Source organism: Streptomyces sp. NBC_00306 (assembly GCF_036169555.1).
GTDB lineage: Bacteria > Actinomycetota > Actinomycetes > Streptomycetales > Streptomycetaceae > Streptomyces > Streptomyces achmelvichensis.
On record NZ_CP108032.1, the window covers coordinates 2130621 to 2147323 of the forward strand.

The window sequence follows — 16703 nt, forward strand, 5'->3', positions numbered from 1 at the left end:
AAAGGGATACTCCGGACATGGATGCCTCCCCTCGCCGCCCCGGCCCCGCGCGCCGGCTGATGCTCCTGCTGACCGTCGTCGTGTGTGCGGCGGCGGCCGGCGGCTGCATGGCCATGTCCTCCTCGCAGCCGGAGACCACCACGCGCGCGATGGCACAACGCGACGGGGAGGACCTGCAGAGCGACTACCAGTCGGTGATCAGGGATTCACTGCCGTCGGTCGTGCAGATCCAGGCGGGCGACAGCCTGGGGTCCGGCGTCGTCTACGACACCAAGGGCCATGTGGTCACCAACGCCCATGTGGTGGGCGACGCGAAGTCGCTCCGCGTCACCATCGCGACGGGTGAGCAGACGCTGACGGCGAAGCTCGTCTCGTCCTATCCGCAGCAGGACCTGGCCGTGATCAAGCTGGATCCGGTGCCGGAGGGCCTGAAGCCGGCCACGTTCGGCGACTCGTCGAAGGTGGAGGTCGGGCACATCGTGCTGGCGATGGGCTCGCCGCTCGGTCTGTCGAGCAGTGTCACCCAGGGCATCGTCTCGGCGGTCGGCCGCACGGTCAGCGAGAGCGGTACGGGCGGGACCACCGGCGCGACGCTCGCCAACAACGTCGGCGGCGATCAATCCGGGCAACAGCGGGGGCGCGCTGGTGAACCTGGACAGCGAGGTGATCGGGATCCCGACGCTGGCGGCCGTGGACCCGCAGCAGGGCGAGGGTGCGGCCCCGGGCATCGGATTCGCGATCCCCGCCTCCATGGTGAAGACGGTCGCCGACCAGATCATCGCGAACGGCAAGGTGACCGACTCCGGCCGCGCGGCGCTGGGCATCACGGCCCGGACGGTGCTCGACGACAACTACGAGCCCTCGGGGGCGGCGGTGGTGGAGGTCGTGAAGGGGGGCCCGGCGGAGCAGGCGGGCCTGCGCGTCGGGGACATCATCACCAAGGTGGGTTCGACCGAGATCACGACGGTGACGTCCCTGGCGGAGGCGCTGGCCTCGATGAACCCGGGCGACAAGGTGGTGGTGGGGTACCTGCGGGACGGTGACTCCCGCACGGCACAGGTCACGCTGGGGGAGGTCTAGCGACACGGCCCGAGGCCCCGCACGGGCGCCCCCCGGAGTGCGGGAGGCGCCCTCGGCGGCCGGAGGGCCGCCGGCGGTCAGTCGTTCGCGTGGAGGCTCATCGGCCCGTAGATCTTGGTGGTGTCCTCCGAGAGCACCACCTGGTCCGCGCCGCCCTCCCGGAGTTCCTTCCAGTACTCACCGATCCACGACTCCGCGTCCCCCTGCGTCGTGAACTCCTCCGGCTGCACCGCCGGCTGGACCTCCGTTCCGTCGGACTTCTCGAACCGCCACGTCCACGCCATGTCCGCCTCCCAGGGCCCATCAGTGATCTCTATCCTGCCCGCAGCGTAGCCGGGCGCGCACGCCCCGCGGTGACACGGGAGGATCAGAGGCGTGGAACTGACTCTGCTCGGCACCGGCGCGCCCGCCGGACTCCCCCGGCCCGACTGCCCGTGCGCCGTGTGCGCCACCGCGCGCGGGGCTCGCGCGCGGGCCGCGACCGCGCTGCTCGTGGACGGGGCCCTGCTGCTCGACCTCACCCCCGGCGCCGCGCTCGCCGCAGCGCGTGCGGGGCATTCGCTCGTCGGCGTACGGCAGGTGCTGCTCACGCACCCCCATGACGGGCCCGCGGTCGATCTGCCCGCCGGGCTGCCCACGGCCGGGCGGGTGCCCGACGGCCGGGAGCTGACGCTGATCAGCGGGCACCGGGTGCGCGCCGTGCCGATGGACCACCCCGGCACCGGGTACGAGGTGACCTCGCCGGAGGGCGAACGCCTGCTGTATCTGCCGCCGTCCGGCGGTCCCGCCGGACTCGCCGAAGGGCTCGCCGCGTACGAGATGGTCGTCGCGGATGTGATCGGACGCCCCGACGCGATCGCCCGGCTGCGCGCCTCCGGGGCGATCGGCGCGACGACCGACGTCATCGCGGTCCACATCGACCACGACGTGCCCGGTGGTCCCGAGCTGGACCGCCGGCTCGCCGCCGCCGGCGCCCGGACCGTGCCCGACGGGACGACGCTGATCGTCGGCGAGTACCACGCCGTGCCGGACCTGCCCCGCCGCACGCTGGTGACCGGCGGTGCGCGCTCGGGGAAGTCGGTCGAGGCCGAGCGCAGGCTGGAGACGTTCCCCGACGTGGTGTACGTGGCCACCGGCGGGACCCGCGAGGGGGACACCGAGTGGGCGTCGAGGGTCGCCCAGCACCGGGACCGCCGCCCGGGAGCCTGGCGTACGGCGGAGACCTGCGATCTGGCGCCCCTGCTGAGGGAGGAGGGTCCGCCGCTGTTGATCGACTGTCTGTCGCTCTGGCTGACCGATGCGATGGACCGGGTCGGCGCGTGGGACGACGAGACCTGGCGGGAGAGCGGCGAGCGGGCGCTGCGCGAACGGGTCACCGAACTCGTCGCCGCCGTACGGGAAACGCCCCGTACCGTCGTCGCGGTGACGAACGAGGTGGGCTCCGGTGTCGTCCCCGCCACCCCGGCCGGCCGCCGGTTCCGCGACGAACTGGGCCGTCTCAACGCCGCCTTCGCCGCCGAGTGCGAGCATCTGCTGCTCGTCGTCGCAGGCCAGGCCCTGGTGCTCCGCAGCTGACACCCACGAGCGGGAGACCCGCCGGACCGGAACCGGCGGGGGCCCCGGCCCGCCGCCGACGCGGCGGCGGGTGTCTGTACTGTTCGGCGAATGAGCAGGCTGAATCTCGATGACTTCTCCGACCTGATCGAGCGACCCGACAGCGGCATGCGGCGCGAGGCCGAGGAACGCAGGGAGCGGCTGATCGTCCCGCCCGGCGCTCTGGGCCGGCTCGACGAGCTGGGTGAGTGGCTCTCCGCGGCGCAGGGCTCCGTCCCGGTCAAGGCCGTGGCGCAGCCGCGCGTGGTGCTGTTCGCGGGTGATCACGGGGTCGCCGAACTGGGCGTCTCCGGGCGGGAGTCCGGGTCCGCGCACCGGCTGGTGCGTGCCGTGCTGGACGGCGCGAGCCCGGTCGCGGTGCTGGCACGCGGGGCCGGGGTCCCGGTGCGGATCGTGGACGCGGGCCTGGACTGCGACCCGGAGCTGCTGCCCGAGGACGTCGTACGCCACCGGGTGCGGCGCGGCAGCGGGCGGATCGACGTCGAGGACGCGCTGACGGCCGAGGAGGCCGAGCAGGCCGTACGGCTGGGCATGGCGATCGCCGACGAGGAGGCCGACTCCGGCACCGATCTGGTGGTGCTGGGCGATCTGAGCGTCGGCGGCACCACGCCCGCCGCGACGCTGATCGCCGCGCTGTGCGGCACGGACGCCTCCGTGGTCACCGGCCGGGGCGGTGCGGGGATCGACGATCTTGCCTGGATGCGCAAGTGTGCGGCGGTCCGTGACGCGCTGCGGCGCGCCCGGCCGGTGCTCGGCGACCAGTTGGAGCTGCTGGCGGCGGTGGGCGGTGCGGATCTGGCCGCGACCACCGGGTTCCTGCTGCAGAGCGCGGTGCGCCGGATGCCGGTGATCCTGGACGGTGTGGTGTCGGCGGCCTGTGCGCTGGTGGGCCAGCGTGCGGCGTTCCGCGCGCCGGACTGGTGGCTCGCCGGCCAGGTGAGCGGCGAGCCGGCGCAGAGCAAGGCGCTGGACCGGATGGCTCTCAACCCGCTGCTCGACCAGGGCGTCACTGTGGGGGAAGGAACCGGGGCACTGCTCGCACTCCCCCTCGTCCGGGCCGCTGCCGCCCTCGCGGCCGAACTGCCGGAGCGTACGGAGCCGGTGGGGAGCGACACGGACTGACGCGTCGGTACGGCCGTCCCCGACCGGGCGGCTGTACCTCGCCCACCATGACCCGCGATGCCCCATATCATCGCGTTTCATGGGAGAGGTCCGTTTGTCCAGCGAAGAGGCGAACCGCAGCACGAGCCGGGGCGCCGACCGCTCCCGGCGGAGCGCGGCGTTCGCGGTCTGGTACCTGAGGGCGGTGACCTTCGTCAATGTGCTGAGCGCGGTCTGGGTCTCGCTCGGGCAGGACGTCCGCCGGCACAACGTCGACGACTACTTCACGCCCTATCTGCTGACCGCGGGCTTCGCGTCCGGCGCGTTCGCGCTGTTCCTGGCGGTCACCATGCGGCGCCGCAAGCGTGCCGCGTGGATTCTCAACCTCGTCCTGGCGGGCTCCTTCCTGCTGCTCCTCGCCCTGGCCGTCGCCGTCGACGCGGGTATCCGGGAGCATGCGCAGAACTGGGTCTCGCTCGCTCTCACCGCCGGCTTCGTCCTCGCGCTGCTGCTCGGCCGCGGGGAGTTCTACGCGAAGGGCGACCGCACCAACCCCCGTCTCGCCGCGGCCGTCGCGGCCGGCGGGCTCCTCGTCACCTCACTGCTGGCCGCCGCCCTCGTCACCGTCACCAATACGGCGGGCGGCGGATCCACCTTCCTGGAGCGCTGGCGCTACGGCACCATGCGGCTCGTCTCCCTGGCCGCCGACGACGCGCGTTTCCCGGAGATCGCCACGCCCGGCTGGGTCGATGTCACCGTCAACGTGCTGTCCACGCTGCTGCTCCTCGCCGTGCTGTACGCGGCGTTCCGCTCCCGCCGGGCCGTCGACCCGCTGACCGGCGAGGACGAGGAACGGCTGCGCGCGCTGCTGGAGCGCCAGGGCGACCGGGACTCACTGGGCTACTTCTCCCTGCGCCGCGAGAAGAGCGTGGTCTGGTCCCCCACCGGGAAGGCCGCCGTCGCCTACCGGGTCGTCGGCGGGGTCTCCCTCGCGTCCGGCGACCCGATCGGGGATCCGGAGGCCTGGCCGGGCGCGATCGCCCCCTGGCTCGCCGAGGCACGCGAACACGGCTGGATCCCGGCCGTGATGGGCGCGAGCGAGGAGGCGGGGACCATCTATGCCCGGCACGGCCTGGACGCCCTGGAGCTCGGCGACGAGGCGATCGTGGAGACTTCCGACTTCACCCTCGACGGCCGCGCGATGCGGACGGTGCGCCAGGCGTACCACCGGGTCGGGCGCGCCGGGTACTCCGTGCGCATCCGCCGCCACGAGGAGATCCCCGCCGAGGAGATGGACACCCTGCTCGCCCGCGCCGACGACTGGCGCGACGGCGCCACCGAACGCGGCTTCTCGATGGCGCTCGGACGGCTCGGCGACCCGGGCGACGGCCGGTGCGTGATGCTCGAATGCACCGACGGCCAGGGCGAGTTGCGCGCGGTCCTCAGCTTTGTGCCGTGGGGCCCGAAGGGGCTCTCCCTCGATCTGATGCGGCGCGACCGGGACTGCGAGAACGGCCTGATGGAGTTCATGGTCATCGAACTCCTCCGGAGCGCCGGTGACATCGGGATCGCCCAGGTCTCGCTGAACTTCGCGATGTTCCGGTCCGTCTTCGAGCGCGGCGCGAAGCTCGGCGCGGGACCCGTACTGCGGCTGTGGCGCTCGCTGCTGAGCTTCTTCTCCCGCTGGTGGCAGATCGAGTCCCTGTACCGGGCGAACGCCAAGTACCGGCCCATCTGGGAACCGCGCTTCCTGCTCTTCGAGAAGAGCGCCGACCTCCTGCGCATCGGCGTCGCCGCGGCTCGCGCCGAGGGCTTCCTGGAGGCACCCGGACTGCCCCGGTGGATGCACCGCAGCCATCTCGGAACCGGGCGCCGATGACGGTCCGGGCGTTCGCCCGCCGGGAGTGGGGGTTGCTGTACGCGACGGTCCGGGAGGCGCTCGTCACCCGTAAGTGGCGGGCGGTTCCCCTGACCCTCGGGGCGGTGTGCCTCACGGCGGTCCTCCAGCTGGTGCAGCAGCAGTCTTGGGGCTACGGCCCGGTCCGCACGATCGGTTTCGTCCGGGCGGAGGACCCTGTGTGGGTGGCGCTGCTGCGCACCCCCCTGTCGCTGTTCGTGCCCGCGCTGGACCTTCCGGTGTGGGGTGCGCTCGGCCAGATCCTGCTGGTCTTCGGGGTCGCGGAGATCTGTCTGGGCCGGTGGCGGACGCTGGTCGTCGCGTACGTCTCCACGCTGGCCGGTACGACATACGCGCGCATCGGCATCGCACTCGGTCCCGACCACCTCGGCGGCGCCATCGGGCTGCCCGCCTCCGACGCCCAGGTCGTCGACACCGGCCCCTCGGCCGCCGTCGTCGGTCTCGCGGTCGTCGTCTGCGTGCGCTTCCGGGCCTGGTTCACGGCCGCCCTGGTGGTGCTCGCGATGATCGCCGAGGTGCTGGTCAAGAACAATCTCGCGGGCAAGGAGCATCTGGCCGCGATCGCCGCCGTCCTGGTGCTGTGCGCCGTCTCTGCGCTGCGCCGGCGCCGGGCCCGTCAGCGCTCGGTGATGGCGGGCCGGTCGGGAGCGCCCCCGATGAGGTCCTGCATCTTCCGGCGGGGCCGGTCCCAGCGGCGGTCGTGGCGGTAGGAGCGCAGTGTGGCCTTCGCCCGCGCCTTGGGCCGCTTCCGGTAGAAGCGGCGGGCCCACGGCGAGTTGGGTCTCGCCAGGCGGATCGCGCCGAAGATGGCCACGAACGGCACCAGGACGCTGAGGACGGCCATCCGCGCCTTGCCCTTGAACAGCGTGATGAGGACCAGCAGGAAGTTGATCACCAGGGTGGTGACCAACGACAGGCGGTCCTGGCGCTCGTCGGCGCTCATGTCGTTGACGCCGAGCGGTGAGAAGCCGCTGAGGATCAGCACGGCCAGGGACGCGACGAGGACGACCACCTCCACGCTCTGGCGTCCCTGCTCGCTCCAGTAGACGTCGTCGAGATGGAGGATCAGCGCGAACTCGTCGAGCACCAGCCCCGCGCCCATGCCGAAGACGACGGCCCAGATGTAGGCGCCCGCGCCGTACCGACTGCTGCCGACGGCACCGAAGCCGCCGATCACCATGAGGATGACGCCGGGCACCACATGGTGGATGTGCATGCCGCCCGGCCGGACGTTGCGGAACGGCCCCTTCCCCGCCCGGATCATCCGCGTGATCACCCGGGTGATCAGAAAGGTCAGGATGAAGGAGGCCAGGGCGAGGAACATGGGCAGCTTCCCCGGCTCGACGATGTTGCGGTAAAACCAGTGACCCATGCCACCCGCTCCCGATTTGTGAGATATGCGCAATTTACCGCCTGTCGGGCCGGGCTACCCTTCGCCGGTGAACGATCTGGCCGGCCCGCGCTTCGCCCTCGGCACCCTGACCGTGTTCCCGGTGCGCGTCACGCGCTGGGACCGGGAGGCCGCCCGCGCCGGGATGCTCTGGGCCCCGGGGGCGGGCCTCGCCGTGGGCCTGCTCGCCGCCGCGGCCGGCGGACTGCTGTCCCTGCTCGGCTCCGGGCCGCTGCTCGCGGCGGTGGCCACGGTCGCCGTCCCCGCGGTCCTCACCCGCGGACTGCATCTGGACGGGCTGGCCGACACCGCCGACGGCCTCGGCAGCGGCAAGCCCGCCGACGACGCGCTGCGCATCATGAAGCAGTCCGACATCGGGCCGTTCGGGGTCATCACCCTGCTGCTCGTCCTGCTCGCGCAGGTCGCCGCCGTGTCCGCGCTGTACGGCGAGGGCTGGGCGTACGGCGCGCTCGGCGCTGCCGTGTCCGCCGTCACCGCCCGTCTCGCCCTCACCCTCGCCGCGCGCACCGGCGTCCCGGCGGCCCGCCCCGAGGGCCTGGGCGCGGCGGTCGCCGGGGTGGTGCCCGTACGCGGCGCCCTGGCCCTGGCGGCCGCGGTCACCGCGGTGTGCGCGGCGGCGGGTGCGGTGTTCGGTGCGACGGGAGCGCTGCACCACGCGCTCGGCGTCCTGGCCGGCCTCGCGGGCGCCGAGCTGCTGCTGCGTCACTGCGTGCGCCGGTTCGGCGGGGTGACGGGTGATGTGTTCGGGGCGCTCGCGGAGACGGCGGCGACGGTGTCGCTGGTCGTGCTGGTGCTCGGCTGACGCAGCCGGGCAGCCGGCACAGCAGCCTCAGCAGGCGGGGGCCGGGCACCACGGCCTCAGCAGGCGCGGCGCCAGACACCCAGTTCGTACTTCTTCAGCATCGAGCTGAGCCTCAGCCGGCGGGCGTCCGGGCAGAAGTCACGGGTCGGCAGTTCGTACTCCACGTGGAAGACCGCCTTGCCCGCCCGTACGAACGGTGTCAGCAGGTCGCACTCGTCGTGCTCCGCGCACTGCTCGTTGACCGCGAAGTCGAAGTCCCCCACCAGCTCGGGAATCTGGTCGAGGTCGTTCTTCAGGCCGACGGCGAGTCCGCGGTCGTGGGCGAGACGGGCGATCAGACGGTTGTAGCGCAGCTGGTCGGCGGCGGTGAGGGGAAAGCCGGTGGCGTTGGCGTAGGCGTCCATGTTGTCGGGCTCGACCGCGTCGAAGCCCTTTTTCCGGCACATGTCCATGCGTTCGGCCATCAGGGGTCCGAGGACGCCCGTACGGCGGATGTCGAGCCAGCGCTCGCCCTCCCAGCCGTTGCCGCGGCCGAGTACGGTCTTCGGGAATCTGCCCGCGTCGGGACGGAAGTCCTCCCAGGCGCCGGTCGAGAGGTAGCAGATGACCTTACGGCCGCGCCGGTGCAGGTCGGCGACCGCGGAGGCGGGGTGGTCGAAGCCGTCGATGTCGTACACCGGCACGTCCACGGCCGGGTCGAGCCGTCCACTGAGCTGCCACTGCCAGGCGAGACCCGGCTCCGGCCGCCAGTGTCCGCCGGAGGGCCGGCCGTCCGGGGTCTCCGGGGCGTCCGGGGTGCTGGTGCAGCCGGCCAGGACGAGCAGCAGCATCACCAGAAGCAGGGCGGTACGTCTCACCGGGCCGACTCCAGCGCGTACGGGAGGGTGCCCCAGGGGTGGGCGCCCGTGCCGGGGACGACACAGTGCACCGCCGCGCTCGCGCGGGCGCCGGGCGGTGCGCCGTAGACCAGATGGCAGAAGCGCTCCGGCGGGTGGTCCTCCGTCCAGGCCGGGACGTCGAGGGCGCGGTAGGAATCCCACGGGCCCTCGAAGGTGACGAGGAGATCGGCGAGATCGGCGTAGCCCGGGTCGGGGTGCACGCCGTGGTTGAGGACGAGGGAGGCCGAGCCGGCCGCGCGGGCGGCGACGGCCAGGCGCCGGTAGTGGGGCAGCGCCCCCGGGTCCGCGGACACCTGGTCGAGGAACGCGCCGTCGGTGCCGTACCAGTCGCGGTGGCGCAGCAGGTCCCGGACGACCTCGGCATGCGGGCGTCGGGCGTAGTCGGTGTCGGCGTAGCCGAGGACCCGCACGCCGGCCTCCCGCAGCCGCAGCGCGGCGGCGGCGAACGCCGCGTCGGGCGCCTCGCCGGGCCCGGACGCCGGGTTGAGCACCACGCCGTGCAGCCGCGGTGCTGCCGCGACCAACGCGTCCCAGGCGCCGGGCTGTTCGGCGGGATGCTCGTAGTACGGCACCAGCAGCGTTTTCACGACACCTCGTCCCTCATACGCGATGGGCGGTGGCCCGCCCCAGCAGAACACAGACGAGCCCGGCGAGGAGCGCCGCCGTGCCACCCGCGACGGCGAGGCCCACGACCTGCGGGCTGCCGAGGCCGGCGAGGAGCGCGACCGTCTGGGCCGCCGCGGCCGCGCAGCACACCGCGGCCGCCGCGACGACGGCCCCGAACGACTGCATCAGCAGCCCCGTCCACAGCACGGTGCCGATGAGCAGCAGGGTGCTGAGGCGGGCTCCGGACAGCGCCGGCGCGTCGGGCCACAGCAGGGTCACGACGAGCGCGAGGACGAACAGCACGGCCAGGAACGCGGCGAGGCACTCGGCGAGGACGGCCGCGGCGCGCCGCCGGAAGGCGTGCGCCGTGGTGCTGGCGCGCAGTCCGGCGACGGCCCGTCCGCGGAAGCGGTGCAGAAGCCATTCGGCGGGCCCCATGCTGAGGGTCAGCGCGACGGCTGAGGGTGCGGCGACGACGGCGCCGGGGCCCTCGGCGAGGACGTCCCCGAGCGCGGTGTAGAGGACGAGCACGCCGGTACCGAGCCCGAAGAGTCCGTACGGTACGGACGCGCCGAGGCGCGGTCCGACGGGACGCGCGGGCCGCTCCACGGGCCGTCGCACGGGCGCCGGCAGGGCGGCACCGGCGCCGGGCATCACGAGGACGTCGGCGCCGGGTCCGGTGTTCCCGGCCACCGGCCCGGCCGGACGCGCGCCGGTGCGGGCGAACGGCGGCCGCCACCAGGGCACCCCGTCGCCACGGCGGGACTCCGGTCGCGGGCGTCGCGGCCGCAGCAGGGCGGCCCACACGCGCGGGCCGCTCCCACCAGGAACCGGTGTCCGCGGTGTGCGGGCCAGGGCGACGGCCGCCAGAGCGACCGCCGCGGCCAGCGAGCACAGCAGCAGTGCCGTGCGCAGCGCGACCGGCAGATCGGAACGCATCGCCCAGACCGCGCCCGCCGTCATCGGCAACAGCGCGCACAGCAGGGCCCGTTCACGGCCGAGGACCAGCAGCACCGTCGCCGCCGACAGATACAGCGCCTGCGCGGCGGCGAAGGCGGCCGCCTGCCACTGGCCCGGCGACGCCGTCGCCACCGCCGCGCCCAGCAGCGCGCCTGCCGGGGCACCGAGCATCAGGGACCGTGCGGCCGCGCCCCGGTCCCCGAGACCGAGCCAGGAATAGGCCCGGTGCGAGAGCGCCTGGTTCCACACCCAGCCGGTCAGCGCACCGGCCAGCAGCGGCGCCAGGCTCGCTCCCCTCAGCAGCGGTGCGCCCAGGACGTACGCGAGGCCGGGCAGCGCGAAGACCAGTCCGCGCAGCAGACAGCCGAGCAGGCCCGCGTGCCACACGCCGGCCGCTTCCCGAGGTGGTTCGGGGAAGCTGCGCGGCACCCGGTCGTAGAGCTCCTCGGCGATCGCGAAGGAGTCCGGACGGCCGTAGGTGAGGCGGATGTGGTCGTCCGTCATGCCGTCGGACTCGAGGACGGCGGCGATCTCGTCGGGGTGCACCGCCCCGGCGATGACCTCCTCGAACCGTTCGGCCAGGTCGTCGAGCGGGTCCGCCGCGTGCGAACCGTTCCTGCGGGGCAGCAGGAGCGGAAGCGTGTCGGTGTGCTGTCCGGGCCCCTGCCACAGCGGCCCGCTCATCCGAGGGCCCGCCGGGCGCCGACCAGGTCGCGGGTGCCGGGCTGTTCGGCCGCTCCGGCCAGTTCGCGGTAGATACGTCGGAAGCCGTCCACCGAGCGGCGCAGGGTGAACCGGTCGACGACCCGCTGCCGTGCCTGCCGTCCCAGCTCGGCGCGCCGTTCCGCGTCGCGCAGCAGCCCGAGCGTCGCGTTCGCCATCACCGCGGGCTCGCGCGGCGGTACGACGATCCCGGTGTCCCCGACGGCCTCCCGCACCCCGCCGACGTCCGTCGACACCGTGGCGCGCCCGCACGACATCGCCTCGATGAGCGAGAAGGGGAACCCTTCGCTGATGCTGGAGAGCAGGACGACGCTGCCGGCCGCGTACGCGCGTGCCACATCGGTGACTCGGCCCTCCCAGGAGATGCCGTCCACGACGCCCAGTTCGGCGGCGAGCTTCTCCAGCCGGGTTCGGTACGCCTCACCGCCCGCGGGCACTCCGCCGAACAACCGCAGCCGCACGTCCGGGAGTTCGGCGCGCACCATGGCGTAGGCCCGGATGAGCGTCTCCAGGTCCTTGATGGGGTCGATCCGCCCGGCCCAGGAGATGGTGGGCACATCGGGCTCGGGGCCGCCCTGGGGAAAGGCGTGCGGGTCGACGCCGTTGTAGACGGTGCGGATGCGGTCCGCGGGCGCTCCGCCCCGCTCCTCCCACCGCCGGTTGTACTGGTTGCACGGGGTGATCAGGTCCGCCCGCCGGTACCCGAGGGTGTTGAGCTCCCGGTAGAAGCCGAGCATCAGGGCCTTCACGGGGGCGTGTTGGGCCTGGACCCGGTAGCCGAGGTAGCGCTCGCGCAGATAGATGCCGTGCTCGGTGAGCAGGAAGGGCACCCCGTCGTACAGCTGGGCGGCCAGGGCCGGCAGGGTGGCCAGCCCCGCGCTGACCGCGTGGGCGACCGAGTCGCCGGGTATCCGGACCGACAGCGGCCGCAGCGCGTGTTCCAGCAGGTCGGTGGCGGTCAGCGCGTCGTGCACGGTCGGCCGCGAGGCGGATATCTCCAGATGCGGCATGGTCCAGATCCACATCAGCGAGCGCAGGGCGGACTCCGAACGCAGTGCGGCCGAGAGCCGGCCCGCCCGGGCGTACGCGGTCAGCTCGTCGAGACTCTCGCCGAAGTCGCAGCCCGCGGAGGGGTCGAGCACCGAGAGCAGAAAGCGTTCGTGGACGTCGGTGAAGCGGCGGCGGTCGCGGCCGATGAGCCGCCGTCCGCCGGGCAGCGGCCCCCACAGCGGGAAGGCCGCGTGCCGGTAGACATTGGGCGGCAGTTCCCAGGTGACCGGCTCACGGCCGGTGCCGGTGAGGGCGACGACCCGGAAGTCCACCTCGGGCATGCCGCGCACGAGCTGGTCGCACCAGGTGGACACACCCCCGTGAACGTGCGGATAGGTGCCTTCGGTGAGCATGGTGACATGTCGGCCGCGGCTCGGCATGCGTGTGTCCCCCCAGTACTGCGGTCGTTCGGATGTGGCCGTGGTCCTGCGTCGGGCGGCCGCCGGTCGGTCCGGGCGGCCGCCCGTGGGTGATGGCTCGCGGATCAGGCGGTCGGCAGCTTCAGGGTGACGGCCGACTGGAGCAGCTCGGGCGCGGTCCAGGCGGAGCGCGTCCCCGCGTAGGCGGCGCCGAACACTCCTGTCCCCAGCACGAGTTGCTTGCGCGTGCCCTCGGGCGCGGTGATCGGCGCGGTCACTCCGGACGGCGCCTTGACGGTGACGGTGTCGCCGATGCGGTACGCGGTGACCTTGCCGTCGGCGACCGCCTTGTCCCAGGCGGCCCGGCGCTGGAGCTCGACGCCGACGTCACGCTGACGCGGGTTCACCAGCGGGGCGTTGTCCGCGTACAGGGCGCGGTAGTCGGCGAGGATCTTGTCGATGACCGGGTAGAGCAGGCGCTCCTCGGCCAGGTTCGACTGGTGCACGTAGTGCGGCCGCGGATCGCCGGCGACGACATGGCCGAGTGCGATGCGTGCCTCCTGCGGCACGATGTAGTCCGCGTAGCCGGTGGCCGTGTCGAGCGGCTCGGCCAGGCAGGTGGACGCGGGGTTGGTCTCGCAGACCCCGCTGCCGCCGTCGGCCTGTGATGCGTAGATCCAGTTGTACTCGTCGGCCATCTCGGCGGCCGTGCCGACGTTGTAGTACACGTTCATCGGGTGGCGCGGCACGGTGAGTGCGGATCCGACCGAACGCTGTGACGGCTCACGGGAGTTGTCGCTCGCGATCCACTTGACGCCGTTGTCGGCGAGCGCCCCGGCGAGGTTGGGGTTGTCCTGAGCCTGCTGCGGCAGGGTCTTCAGCCCGGAGTGCTCGCCCGTGACCAGCTCGGTGCGGTCGTAGGAGATGCCCTTGCGGGTGGCCCAGGTGTTGTTGTCGCGGATCTGCGCGGAGATCTCGGCGCGGCTCGTCCAGCGGATCGTGCCGGCGGCGTCCTTGGAGCACTGCCAGGGCACCACCGAGACGTCCTGCACGCAGCCGAGGAAGGGGTGCGTGTAGGTGTGGTTGATCCAGCGGTACTGGGCCCGGTCGGCGAGCAGTTGGGCGGTGAGCGCGTCGGTGCCGCCGTTCTCCGCCTTCCACTCCTCGCCCGCGCCGGCGTTGTAGACCATGTCGAGGGTGAAGCCGCTGGAGCGCTGCCACTGGGCGGCGTACTGCGCGTCGGCGGCGGTCATCCGGATGTCCGGGGTCTGCTCGCCCGCGCCGGTGCAGTCGATGTCGCCGGGGGCGCAGTTGCGCGCGGAGTCCCAGCGCGCGTCGGGCGCGAAGACGTCGTCGACGTGGACGGAGAAGTAACTGCGGCTCTGTCCGAGGTGGATGCCCTGGGTGAGCCAGTCGACCATGCCGCGGGCGAGAGCGCGGTACTGCTTCTGGTAGCGGTTGTAGGCGAAGGTCACCACCAGTTCGCGCCGGCCGTCGTGGGCGTACTCGCCGAGCAGGCTGCCGCGTGCGCCGCCGTCGCCGACAGCGGTGTCGAGATAGCTGGTGTAGCCCGCCCGCGGCTTGCCGGCCGCGCCGTAACTCTCCGGCACGAGCGGGGAGTTGTCCTCGAACGTGAGCGGTCCGTCGAGGTAGCCGAACGGTCCGGTGGAGCGTCCGGCCGCGGTCACCGAGGTCTGCACGCCGTCCAGGACGCCGACCCACCCGCCGTTGTCGGTGTACTCCAGGCCCACCCCCGGGTGTGACCAGGTGTAGGCGTCGATCTGGCGGATGCCGAAGGCCGTCTCGTACGCGAAGAGCGCGGCGTTCTCGGCGGCTCCGGCGGTGGTGGTGGCCCCGAACGGGTCCTCGTCGGGGACGACGACGCCCTGGAACTTGGCGCGCGGCCTGCCACTGACGGTGTCACTGAGGAACGCGGCGTTGACGGTGGGCCGGTTCGGGTCGTCCAGGCGCAGCGTGCGGTAGGGCACGCCGGTCTCCTCGAGCTCCGAGACGATGGCCTCGACCGCGCCGCCCCCGTCGTCCACGACGAGCACCGTCAGATCGATCCGCGGCACCGGTGCGGCGACGGCCCCCGCCGCCGGAAGTGCCGTCACCAGCAGGCCGGCCGTGAGCAGCGCCGCGGCGGCTCTACTTGCGCGCAGTCCAGTAGTGGCCATGTTTCTCCCCCCTCGCACGGTCGTCCGCCCATCCGAAATATGCGGAGAACCTGTGGAGATGATGCAAAGGAACCCCGCGCTCCCTTGCCTGAATGCAGCGAGTGTGACTGAGGTCTCGAAGCCTCGGGCCCAAACGTGAAACAGACGCCACGGATGAGTGAACTACTGCCGCCGTGAGCGATACATGTGACCGCGCGTAGGCTCTTGTCGGGCTGGGATGTCGACCCGTCCCTCTCTACGGCCGCTACGGCTCTGGATCTCAACGGAAGCGAGAAATCACCACCGTGACTGCTCTCACTCTCAGCACTGCCGGCGCTGCGACGCTGCGCGCCGACGCGCTCGTCGTCGGTGTCGCGAAGGGCGCCAAGGGCCCGGTCGTCGCGCCGGGCGCCGAGGCCGTGGACAAGGCGTTCGACGGAAAGCTCGCCGCCGTCCTGGAGACCCTCGGCGCCACCGGTGCCGAGGGCGAGGTGACCAAGCTCCCCGCGCCGTCCGGCCTCAAGACGCCGGTCGTCCTCGCGGTCGGGCTCGGCTCCGTCCCGGAGAAGGACGGGTCGTTCTCCGCCGAGTCGCTGCGCCGCGCGGCGGGTACCGCCGCCCGCGCCCTGTCCGGCTCGAAGAAGGCCGCCTTCGCCCTGCCCGTCGAGGCGTCGGAGGACGCCGAGGCCGTCGCCGAGGGCGCCCTGCTCGGCGCCTACGCCTTCACCGCCTACCAGGGTGGCGACAGCGACGCCAAGGACGGCAGGAGCGGCGTGAAGCAGCCGCTCGCCGAGATCGCCCTGCTCGGCGCCAAGCCGCGCGACAAGGCGTTCAAGGCCGCGGCCGAGCGTGCCATCGCGCTCACCGAGGAGATCAACCGCGCCCGCGACCTGGTCAACACCCCGCCGAACGACCTCACCCCCGAGGCCTTCGCCGCCGTCGCCACGGCGGCCGGCAAGGAGAACGGCGTCAAGGTCCAGGTCCTCGACGAGAAGGCGCTCGTCAAGGGCGGCTTCGGCGGCATCCTCGGCGTCGGCCAGGGTTCGCAGAACCCGCCCCGCCTGGTGAAGCTCTCCTACACCCACTCCAAGGCGGCCAAGACGCTCGCCCTGGTCGGCAAGGGCATCACCTACGACTCGGGCGGCATCTCGCTCAAGCCGGCCGGCCACAACGAGACGATGAAGTGCGACATGAGCGGCGCCGCCGCGGTGTTCGCCGCCGTCGTCACGGCCGCCCGTCTGAAGCTCGCCGTCAACGTCACGGCCTACCTCGCCCTCGCGGAGAACATGCCGTCGGGCTCGGCCACCCGTCCCGGTGACGTGCTGCGCATGTACAGCGGCAAGACGGTCGAGGTGCTCAACACCGACGCCGAGGGCCGTCTGGTGCTCGCCGACGCGCTGTGGAAGGCCTCCGAGGAGAAGCCGGACGCCATCGTGGACGTCGCGACGCTGACCGGCGCGATGGTGCTCGCCCTCGGCAACCGCACCTTCGGGATCATGTCCAACGACGACGCCTTCCGTACCTCGATCCACGAGATCGCGGAGGAGGTCGGCGAGCAGTCCTGGCCGATGCCGATGCCCGCCGAGCTGCGCAAGGGCATGGACTCCCCGACCGCCGACATCGCCAACATGGGCGAGCGGATGGGCGGCGGCCTGGTCGCCGGTCTGTTCCTGAAGGAGTTCGTCGGCGAGGGCATCACCTGGGCCCACCTCGACATCGCGGGCCCCGCCTTCCACGAGGGCGCGCCGTTCGGCTACACCCCGAAGGGCGGCACGGGCTCCTCGGTCCGCACCCTGGTGAAGCTGGCGGAGCGGGTCGCCGCCGGTGACCTCGGCTGACGTGACCTGACACGACGGACGCCGGCGGGGCTCCCCGGAGCTCCACCGGCGTCCGCGGCTGTGTGCCCGGCGAGGGCCCGCCGGTGTGCCCCCCGTAACACGGCCCCGGGTCCCGCCTTGCGGCAACAAGTGCGAAGATGGGTTCTCGGCAGGACAGGGCCCCCACCACAGGGCCGAAGAATCAAG

The 16703-nt window shown here is 72.8% G+C and carries 13 protein-coding genes and 1 pseudogene; 7 read left to right on the forward strand and 7 right to left on the reverse strand.

Annotated elements, in window-relative coordinates; translation table 11 throughout:
• Positions 1–17: 17 nt before the first annotated feature.
• Positions 18–1080 (forward strand): annotated as a pseudogene (locus tag OHA05_RS09565) (S1C family serine protease).
• A 77-nt stretch (positions 1081–1157) separates the two neighbouring features.
• Here OHA05_RS09565 and OHA05_RS09570 read toward each other — a convergent pair.
• Positions 1158–1364 carry a hypothetical protein gene (locus OHA05_RS09570; protein WP_313946784.1) on the reverse strand — a complete coding sequence of 69 codons (207 nt, stop codon included), beginning with the start codon at positions 1362–1364 and terminating at the stop codon, positions 1158–1160.
• 91 nt (positions 1365–1455) lie between these two features.
• Between OHA05_RS09570 and OHA05_RS09575 the strand changes: the two genes are divergently transcribed.
• The 4 genes from OHA05_RS09575 to OHA05_RS09590 all read left to right on the forward strand — a co-directional run bounded on the left by OHA05_RS09575 (position 1456) and on the right by OHA05_RS09590 (position 6423).
• Positions 1456–2655 (forward strand): bifunctional adenosylcobinamide kinase/adenosylcobinamide-phosphate guanylyltransferase, encoded by a 1200-nt coding sequence (locus tag OHA05_RS09575; protein WP_313946783.1) that lies wholly within the window; start codon positions 1456–1458, stop codon positions 2653–2655.
• A gap of 90 nt (positions 2656–2745) precedes the next feature.
• The gene (gene cobT / locus OHA05_RS09580; RefSeq protein WP_313946782.1) at positions 2746–3816 is read left to right on the forward strand and encodes a nicotinate-nucleotide--dimethylbenzimidazole phosphoribosyltransferase; all 1071 of its coding nucleotides are present in this window, start codon (positions 2746–2748) and stop codon (positions 3814–3816) included.
• A 79-nt stretch (positions 3817–3895) separates the two neighbouring features.
• Complete coding sequence (locus OHA05_RS09585) at positions 3896–5674, forward strand: phosphatidylglycerol lysyltransferase domain-containing protein (RefSeq protein WP_328860304.1); 1779 nt, start codon at positions 3896–3898, stop codon at positions 5672–5674.
• Positions 5671–6423 carry a hypothetical protein gene (locus tag OHA05_RS09590; RefSeq protein WP_328860305.1) on the forward strand — a complete coding sequence of 251 codons (753 nt, stop codon included), beginning with the start codon at positions 5671–5673 and terminating at the stop codon, positions 6421–6423. Before OHA05_RS09585 ends, OHA05_RS09590 begins: the two co-directional genes overlap by 4 nt.
• On the opposite strand, the gene OHA05_RS09595 is transcribed toward OHA05_RS09590, so the two are convergent.
• On the reverse strand, positions 6330–7085 hold the full coding sequence (locus OHA05_RS09595; protein ID WP_328860306.1) for a hypothetical protein: 756 nt from the start codon (positions 7083–7085) through the stop codon (positions 6330–6332). The two genes, OHA05_RS09590 and OHA05_RS09595, sit on opposite strands and share 94 nt — an antisense overlap.
• A 25-nt stretch (positions 7086–7110) precedes the next feature.
• Between OHA05_RS09595 and OHA05_RS09600 the strand changes: the two genes are divergently transcribed.
• Positions 7111–7926 carry an adenosylcobinamide-GDP ribazoletransferase gene (locus OHA05_RS09600; RefSeq protein ID WP_328860307.1) on the forward strand — a complete coding sequence of 272 codons (816 nt, stop codon included), beginning with the start codon at positions 7111–7113 and terminating at the stop codon, positions 7924–7926.
• A gap of 56 nt (positions 7927–7982) precedes the next feature.
• Here OHA05_RS09600 and OHA05_RS09605 read toward each other — a convergent pair whose 3' ends face one another.
• The 5 genes from OHA05_RS09605 to OHA05_RS09625 all read right to left on the reverse strand — a co-directional run bounded on the left by OHA05_RS09605 (position 7983) and on the right by OHA05_RS09625 (position 14700).
• Positions 7983–8783, reverse strand: coding sequence for an endo alpha-1,4 polygalactosaminidase (locus OHA05_RS09605; protein ID WP_328860308.1), 801 nt, complete (start codon positions 8781–8783; stop codon positions 7983–7985).
• On the reverse strand, positions 8780–9412 hold the full coding sequence (locus OHA05_RS09610) for a spherulation-specific family 4 protein (protein ID WP_328860309.1): 633 nt from the start codon (positions 9410–9412) through the stop codon (positions 8780–8782). The genes OHA05_RS09605 and OHA05_RS09610 overlap by 4 nt, the downstream gene beginning before the upstream one ends.
• A gap of 13 nt (positions 9413–9425) precedes the next feature.
• Entirely contained in the window at positions 9426–11075 is a 1650-nt protein-coding gene (locus tag OHA05_RS09615; RefSeq protein ID WP_313946775.1) for a hypothetical protein, read from the reverse strand.
• Positions 11072–12544 carry a GT4 family glycosyltransferase PelF gene (pelF, locus tag OHA05_RS09620; RefSeq protein ID WP_327684663.1) on the reverse strand — a complete coding sequence of 491 codons (1473 nt, stop codon included), beginning with the start codon at positions 12542–12544 and terminating at the stop codon, positions 11072–11074. The genes OHA05_RS09615 and pelF overlap by 4 nt, the downstream gene beginning before the upstream one ends.
• Before the next feature lie 104 nt (positions 12545–12648).
• Positions 12649–14700: a hypothetical protein gene (locus OHA05_RS09625; RefSeq protein WP_328860310.1), complete on the reverse strand. Its 2052-nt coding sequence runs from the start codon at positions 14698–14700 to the stop codon at positions 12649–12651.
• Positions 14701–14984: 284 nt separating this feature from the next.
• Between OHA05_RS09625 and OHA05_RS09630 the strand changes: the two genes are divergently transcribed.
• Positions 14985–16517 (forward strand): leucyl aminopeptidase, encoded by a 1533-nt coding sequence (locus tag OHA05_RS09630; RefSeq protein WP_313946772.1) that lies wholly within the window; start codon positions 14985–14987, stop codon positions 16515–16517.
• Positions 16518–16703 lie beyond the last annotated feature (186 nt).